This window comes from Peterkaempfera griseoplana (assembly GCF_001418575.1).
GTDB classification, from domain to species: Bacteria; Actinomycetota; Actinomycetes; order Streptomycetales; family Streptomycetaceae; genus Peterkaempfera; species Peterkaempfera griseoplana.
Genome location: NZ_LIQR01000541.1, coordinates 1 through 6,245 on the forward strand (window position 1 = coordinate 1; position 6,245 = coordinate 6,245).

Genomic DNA, 6,245 nt, shown 5'->3' on the forward strand with positions numbered 1-6,245 from the left:
ACCTGCGCACCGGTGCGCAGGAGGACCCGGCGGTGACCGCCGGCGTGGGCCGCGGGCCCGCCGCCGCCGAACTCACCCATCTGCTGGAGCCCGGCGAGGACCTGCTGCTGTCGACCGCGGACGGGCTGCGCCGCTTCCTCGCCGAGTACGACCTCGCCCTGGTCACCGACCGCAGCGCGCCGCAGGCCTGACGCACCCGTCCCCCGACCGCCCCCCGACCGAACTCCCCAGGAGGCAACCGGCCATGAGCACCATCCCGCCACGCATCGTGGACCTGCACGAGATCGAGCCCAACCGCCGGCGCGGCGGAGATCTGCGCGCCATGCTCACCCCCACCACCGTCGGAGCGACCAGCGGCTTCATGGGCGTGGCCATCATGCAGCCCGGTGAGCGCATCGGTGAGCACTACCACCCCTACTCCGAGGAGTTCGTCACCGTCGTCTGCGGCGCCCTGGAGGTGGACCTGGACGGCGTCACCCACGCCCTCGCCCCCGACCAGGGGCTGATGATCCCCCGGAACATGCGGCACCGCTTCCGCAACGTGGGCAGGGTGGAGGCCCGGATGGTCTTCCACCTGGGTCCGCTGGCACCGCGGCCCGAACTCGGCCATGTGGACACCGAGGAGGAGCCCGAGGCGGCCGAGGCCGTGGAGGCCCGGGCGTGAACCGGCGGGTTGCGGTCACCGGACTGGGGGTCGTCGCCCCCGGGGGCGTGGGCGTGCCGGCGTTCTGGGACCTGCTCACCGCCGGTCGTACCGCGACCCGCGGCATCACCCTCTTCGACCCGGAGGGTTTCCGGTCCAGGATCGCCGCCGAGTGCGACTTCGACGCGGCAGCCGGCGGGGTGGACCCGCACCGGGCCGCACGCGCCGACCGCTACGTCCAGTTCGCCCTCGCCGCCGCAGGCGAGGCGGTACGGGACTCGGGGCTGGACACCGCCCGCGAGGACCCGTGGCGGATCGGTGTGTCGCTGGGCACCGCGGTGGGCGGCACCACCCGCCTGGAACACGACTATGTGGCGGTGTCCGGCTCCGGCCAGCGCTGGGCGGTGGACCACCGTCGGGCCGCCCCCGACCTGCACCGGGCGTTCTCACCCGCCGCGCTGGCCTCCGAGGTGGCCGAGGACGTCGGAGCCCACGGCCCGGTGCAGACCGTCTCCACGGGCTGCACCTCCGGCCTGGACGCCGTCGGCTACGCCTTCCACACCATCGAGGAGGGCAAGGCCGACGTGGTGCTGGCCGGGGCCTCGGACTCACCCATCTCCCCCATCACGGTGGCCTGCTTCGACGCCATCAAGGCCACCTCGACCCGCAACGACGACCCGGCGCACGCCTCCCGGCCGTTCGACCGGGACCGGGACGGCTTCGTCCTCGGCGAGGGTTCGGCGGTGCTGGTCCTGGAGGAGCTGGAGCACGCCCGGCGGCGCGGCGCCCGGGTGTACTGCGAGATCCGCGGCTTCGCGACCTTCGGCAACGCCTACCACATGACCGGGCTCACCCGGGAGGGCCTGGAGATGTCGCACGCCATCGACACCGCGCTGGCCGACGCCCGGATCGACCCCGGCGACATCGACTACGTCAACGCGCACGGCTCGGGCACCCAGCAGAACGACCGTCATGAGACCGCTGCGGTCAAGCGGTCGCTCGGCGCCCACGCCTACGAGACCCCGATGAGCTCCATCAAGTCCATGGTGGGGCACTCGCTGGGGGCCATCGGCGCCATCGAGCTCGCCGCCTGCACCCTGGCGCTGGCCCGGGGCGTCGTACCGCCCACCGCCAACTACGAGACCCCCGACCCGGAGTGCGACCTGGACTATGTGCCCCGCACGGCCCGTGAGGCGCGGCTGCGGACGGTGCTCTCGGTCGGCAGCGGGTTCGGCGGCTTCCAGTCGGCGGTGGTCCTGAACCGCGGCAACGGGAGGATGCCATGAGCAGTCAGCGAGTGCCGAGCAGCCGGCGGGTCCCGGGCGGCCACCGGCGGGCGGTGGTGACCGGGATCGGCGTGGTCGCCCCCAACGGCATCGGCGCCGACGCCTTCTGGAAGGCGACCAGGGAAGGCGTCGCGGTCCTCGACCGGGTCTCCCGCGAGGGCTGCGAGGACCTGCCGCTGCGGGTGGCCGGCGAGGTCCGCGGCTTCGACGCGCAGGAGGCGGTGGAGACCCGCTTCACCGTGCAGACCGACCGCTTCACCCACTTCGCGATGGCTGCGGCCGACCTCGCGCTGGCCGACGCCCGGCTGGACACCACCGGGGGATCGCCCTTCGACCTCGGGGTGGTCACCGCGGCGGGATCCGGCGGGGGCGAGTTCGGCCAGCGGGAGCTGCAGCAGCTGTGGGGCAAGGGGCCCCGTTTCGTCGGGCCCTACCAGTCGATCGCCTGGTTCTACGCGGCCAGCACCGGCCAGATCTCCATCCGCGGCGGCTTCAAGGGCCCCTGCGGGGTGCTGGCCGACGACGAGGCCGGCGGTCTGGACGCCATCGCCCACGCCCGCCGGGGCATCCGGCGCGGCGCCCGGGCCATGGTGGTCGGTGCCGCCGAGGCGCCGCTGGCCCCGTACTCGGCGGTCTGCCAGCTCGGCTACCAGGAGCTGAGCCGGTCCGCCGACCCGGCGCGCGCCTACCTCCCCTTCACCGCCGACGCCTGCGGGTTCGCCCCCGCGGAGGGCGGCGGGATGCTGGTGCTGGAGGAGGAGTCCGCGGCCCGCGAACGCGGGATCGAACCGCGCGCGCTGATCGCCGGCCACGCCGCCACCTTCACCGGAACGGACGGCTGGCAGCGGTCCCGTGAGGGACTGGCGCACGCAGCCCGGGCCGCCCTGCAGGAGGCCGACTGCGTGCCCGAGGAGATCGACGCGGTCTTCGCGGACGCCCTGGGCGTCCCCGAGGCCGACCGCGCCGAGGCGCTGGCCCTGGCCGACGTGCTGGGCCCGCGGATCTCCCTGGTGCCGGTCACCGCTCCCAAGACCGGCATCGGCCGGACGTACTGCGGCGGACCGGTGCTCGACGTGGCCACCGCCGTCCTGGCCATGGAGAGCGGTGTGGTGCCCCCCACACCCAACGTCGTGGACGTCAGCCACGACCTGGACCTGGTGACCCGCACCGCCCGTCTCGCCGAACTGCGCACCGTCCTGGTGCTCAGCCGGGGGCTGATGGGCTGCAACGCCGCGCTCGTACTGCGTCGCGGCGGCGGCACCGACCGGCCGTGACCGGGGCCACCGCGCCCCGACCGACGGCCGCCACCTGCGAAGGAGAACCACTGATGAACCAAGTCCTGACCTTCGACGAACTCGCCGCGCTGATGCAGTCCTGCGCGGGAGTCGCTGTCGACTCCCGGGAGCTGGAGAACCGGCCGGCCGCCACCTTCGAGGAGTTCGGGCTGGACTCGCTCGGCCTGCTCGGTGTGGTGGCCGCGCTGGAGAACCGCCACGGCGCACCGATCGGACCCGGCGCCGAGTCCTGCAGGACCCCCCACGAGTTCGTGGCCCTCGCCAACAACCGCCTGACCACTGGAGTCTGAGATGAGCCCCACCGTCGGACACACCGAGAACGAGATCGTCATCGCCGCCCCGCTCGACCTCACCTGGGAGATCACCAACGACCTGGAGAGCTGGCCGGACCTGTTCAGCGAGTACGCCGAGGTGGAGGTGCTGAAGCGGGAGGGCCGCAAGACCACCTTCCGCCTCACCATGCACCCCGACGAGGACGGCCAGGTCTGGAGCTGGGTGAGCGAGCGGGAGCCCGACCCGGTCACCCGCACCGTCGCGGCCCGCCGGGTGGAGACCGGGCCCTTCCGTCACATGGAGATCCACTGGGAGTACCACGAGGTGCCCGGCGGCACCCGGATGCGGTGGGTCCAGGACTTCGCGATGAAGCCCGACGCGCCCGTCGACGACCAGTGGATGACCGACAACATCAACCGCAACTCCCGCGTCCAGATGGAGCTGATCCGCGACAAGGTCGAGCAGCGCGCCGTCGAGCTGGGGGTCGCCCCGGCCACGGCAGTCACCGGCTGACCCGACCGGGCCCCACCGCGGGCCCCACCGCGCCGGGCCCGGCCGACGGCGGATCACCGCGACGTCGGCCGGGCCCGCGCCGTCACTCTCCGCTTACCAAGAGGAACCCACCGTGTACCGATCCCTGATCGTCGCCCGTATGAAGCCCGACTCCGCACCCGACATCGCCGATGTGTTCGCCGCCTCCGACCAGGGGGAGCTCCCGCACCTGATCGGGGTGCGCGGCCGCAGCCTCTTCCAGTTCGGGGAGCTGTACCTGCACCTGATCGAGGCCGAGCGGCCGCCGGGCCCCGAGGTGGCCAAGCATGTGAGCCACCCCGAGTTCCGCGACGTCAGCGAACGGCTCCAGGCGTACGTCTCCGCCTACGACCCGGCGACCTGGCGGGAGCCCAAGGACGCCATGGCGCACGAGTTCTACCGCTGGGAGCGCGACCGGGTCTCCTGACCGGCTCCGGCCGGGGTTCCACCGGCCGGCCGGGTGCCGGCCGGTGGAACCGTGACTGGGAAGATGACCGGGGAGGTGCCGCCGTTACTCCGGCACCACACCGTCGAAGGCGTGCAGATAGGGGTTGACCGGGCGGACGTCCCCGACCTTCAGCCCGGCCTCCTCCATGAGCGCCACCAGGCTGTCCGTGGTGTGCTTGCGGCCGCCGACGTTGAGCAGCAGCAGCAGGTCCATGGCCGCGGTGAACGGCATGGAGGCGCTGTCGTCCACCAGGTTCTCGATCACCAGCACCCGGGCACCCGGCCGGGCGGCGGCGACCGCGTTGCGCAGGGTGGCGCGGGTGCTGCTGTCGTCCCACTCCAGGATGTTCTTGATGATGTAGAGGTCCGCCTGCACCGGGATCTCCCGGCGGCAGTCGCCCCCGACCAGCTGCACCCGGGGGGCCAGTGCGCCGCCGGGCAGCAGCCGCGGGTCGGCCTTGGCCACCACGTCCGGCAGGTCCAGCAGCGCGCCCCGCAGGTCCGGGTTGCGCTCCAGCAGCCCGGCCAGCACATGGCCCTGGCCGCCGCCGATGTCGGCGACCGTGGCCACGCCCCGCAGGTCCAGCATCTCGGCGATGTCCTGCGCCGACTGGCGGCTGGAGTGGGTCATCGCCCGGTTGAACACCTCGGCGGACTCCGGCGCGTCCTCGTGCAGGTACTCGAAGAAGCCCTTGCCGAAGAGGTCGTCGAAGACATGGCCGCCGCGGCGGACCGCCTCGTCCAGCAGCGGCCAGGCCGCCCAGGTCCAGGGCTCGGTGGTCCACAGCGACACATAGCGCATCGACCGGGGGGTGTCCTCGCGCAGCAGGCGCGATGTCTCGGTGTGCACGAACCGGCCCTCGCCGTCCTCGGCGAAGACGCCCTGGCAGGTCAGGGCGCGCAGCAGGCGCCGCAGCGCCTGCGGGTCGGCGTCGACGGCTGCGGCCAGTTCGCCGGCCGTGGTGGGGGTGTCGCCGAGGGCGTCGGGGACGCCGAGCCGCACCGCGGCGCGGACGGCGGCGGCCGAGGCGGCGCTGAAGGCGAGTTCGCGCAGACGCATGGCGGCGTTGGGGGTGGCGGTCGGCTGGCTGTCCATGGGTGCCCCTTTCTGCTGGTCGACGGCGGAAGGGGAGGGTGTCCGCCGCCCTCCACGGTCGCCGACGGGGCCCGGACCGCCCGGGCGGCGCGGCCGGGCTGCCGAGGGGACGACCCGAATGGCGGGTGGGGTCCTCCCGGGGAGTCCGGGCCCGGCGGCCCCGCGCCGGGGCGCCGCGCGGCGCGGGCGCACGCGGGCGGGGTGATCACCTGCCCCGCGGTGCCGGGGGCGCGGCGGGCCCGCCGTGGGCGCGCCCCGACGGGAGGACGGCTCTCCGGCCCGGCGGCTCCGGCCCTGCGGTGACTGCCCCTCAACTCCGCCGGGCCCCATGGGTATGATCGACGGACGGGGCGGGTTCAGGTGGGGTTCCGGGGGGCTTTGCGTTCGCGATCAGCGACGACCTGCCTTCCGTTCCCCGGCGCGTCCGGTACCGCTGTGCCCCTGGCAGCCCGACGACGCGGACGGAGGACCACCATGGTTCCCCCTGACCCCTGCGCCCCCGCCGACCTCGGCCGGCACCCCCGAGCCGCCCAGCGGGCCGTACGGCAGCTGCAGCCCCGGCCGGGCGGCGGCAGGCGGCGGACCGCCGGGGCGGCGCCCGGCAGCCCCGGGGGCCCGCGGTGAAGCTCTCCCTGGACGCCTTCACGCTCACCGCCGACTACGGCCGCGCGCAC

General features: G+C 74.2%; 7 protein-coding genes and 1 pseudogene. 7 read left to right on the plus strand and 1 reads right to left on the minus strand.

Features of this window, described 5'->3' with window-relative positions; genetic code table 11:
* The 7 genes and pseudogenes from AOK09_RS32075 to AOK09_RS32105 all read left to right on the plus strand — a co-directional run.
* Positions 1 to 191, plus strand: a pseudogene (locus tag AOK09_RS32075) (TcmI family type II polyketide cyclase); the annotation flags it as partial.
* A 53-nt stretch (positions 192 to 244) separates the two neighbouring features.
* Positions 245 to 664 carry a cupin domain-containing protein gene (locus tag AOK09_RS32080; protein ID WP_055590740.1) on the plus strand — a complete coding sequence of 140 codons (420 nt, stop codon included), beginning with the start codon at positions 245 to 247 and terminating at the stop codon, positions 662 to 664.
* Positions 661 to 1,929: a beta-ketoacyl-[acyl-carrier-protein] synthase family protein gene (locus AOK09_RS32085; protein ID WP_055590741.1), complete on the plus strand. Its 1,269-nt coding sequence runs from the start codon at positions 661 to 663 to the stop codon at positions 1,927 to 1,929. Before AOK09_RS32080 ends, AOK09_RS32085 begins: the two co-directional genes overlap by 4 nt.
* Positions 1,926 to 3,203, plus strand: a complete 1,278-nt coding sequence (locus tag AOK09_RS32090) for a beta-ketoacyl synthase N-terminal-like domain-containing protein (RefSeq protein ID WP_055590742.1) — start codon at positions 1,926 to 1,928, stop codon at positions 3,201 to 3,203. Before AOK09_RS32085 ends, AOK09_RS32090 begins: the two co-directional genes overlap by 4 nt.
* 53 nt (positions 3,204 to 3,256) lie before the next feature.
* Entirely contained in the window at positions 3,257 to 3,514 is a 258-nt protein-coding gene (locus tag AOK09_RS32095) for an acyl carrier protein (protein ID WP_055590743.1), read from the plus strand.
* A 1-nt stretch (position 3,515) separates the two neighbouring features.
* Entirely contained in the window at positions 3,516 to 4,010 is a 495-nt protein-coding gene (locus AOK09_RS32100) for an SRPBCC family protein (protein ID WP_055590744.1), read from the plus strand.
* Between the two features lie 112 nt (positions 4,011 to 4,122).
* Positions 4,123 to 4,455 carry a TcmI family type II polyketide cyclase gene (locus tag AOK09_RS32105; RefSeq protein ID WP_055590745.1) on the plus strand — a complete coding sequence of 111 codons (333 nt, stop codon included), beginning with the start codon at positions 4,123 to 4,125 and terminating at the stop codon, positions 4,453 to 4,455.
* Positions 4,456 to 4,539: 84 nt separating this feature from the next.
* Here the strand turns inward: AOK09_RS32105 and AOK09_RS32110 are convergent, their stop codons facing one another.
* The gene (locus tag AOK09_RS32110) at positions 4,540 to 5,571 is read right to left on the minus strand and encodes an acetylserotonin O-methyltransferase (RefSeq protein ID WP_245687584.1); all 1,032 of its coding nucleotides are present in this window, start codon (positions 5,569 to 5,571) and stop codon (positions 4,540 to 4,542) included.
* Between the last annotated feature and the right edge of the window lie 674 nt (positions 5,572 to 6,245).

Coding starts and splice junctions, on each gene's coding strand:
- AOK09_RS32080 (WP_055590740.1), top strand. CDS start 245: ATGAGCACCATCCCGCCACGCATCGTGGACCTGCACGAGATCGAGCCC.
- AOK09_RS32090 (WP_055590742.1), top strand. CDS start 1,926: ATGAGCAGTCAGCGAGTGCCGAGCAGCCGGCGGGTCCCGGGCGGCCAC.
- AOK09_RS32095 (WP_055590743.1), top strand. CDS start 3,257: ATGAACCAAGTCCTGACCTTCGACGAACTCGCCGCGCTGATGCAGTCC.
- AOK09_RS32100 (WP_055590744.1), top strand. CDS start 3,516: ATGAGCCCCACCGTCGGACACACCGAGAACGAGATCGTCATCGCCGCC.
- AOK09_RS32110 (WP_245687584.1), bottom strand. CDS start 5,571: ATGGACAGCCAGCCGACCGCCACCCCCAACGCCGCCATGCGTCTGCGC.